This is a genomic window from Bacillus sp. GbtcB10 (assembly GCF_019091365.1).
GTDB classification, from domain to species: Bacteria; Bacillota; Bacilli; order Bacillales; family Bacillaceae; genus Bacillus; species Bacillus altitudinis.
Genome location: NZ_JAGXJP010000447.1, coordinates 1 through 231, shown reverse-complemented (window position 1 = coordinate 231; position 231 = coordinate 1). Strand labels below are relative to the sequence as shown.

Genomic DNA, 231 nt, shown 5'->3' with positions numbered 1-231 from the left:
GGAACAACCTGGACGTGAAGCTTTTGCAATAAGTCTTTGCTAGCTAATTGATTCTCTCTTAAACACGCAGAAATAAACGGTTGCCTGCGGCGGTGATAAAGCGCAAATAACGGCTGAAATCTTCCCTGCACCATCGGAACCACAGCATCTACATGCTTATGGCAATATGAAGATAAAGTGACGGCTGTCTCTTTTCGTATGAATGGCATATCACAGGCCGTCACTAAATAC

Annotated in this window: 1 protein-coding gene; it reads right to left on the bottom strand. The window is 44.2% G+C overall.

All coding sequences use genetic code 11. The annotated features are described in order from the left end of the window. Positions 1-231 (bottom strand): NTP transferase domain-containing protein (locus KVT11_RS20785; protein ID WP_217609234.1); only part of this gene is annotated, 231 nt, incomplete at both ends.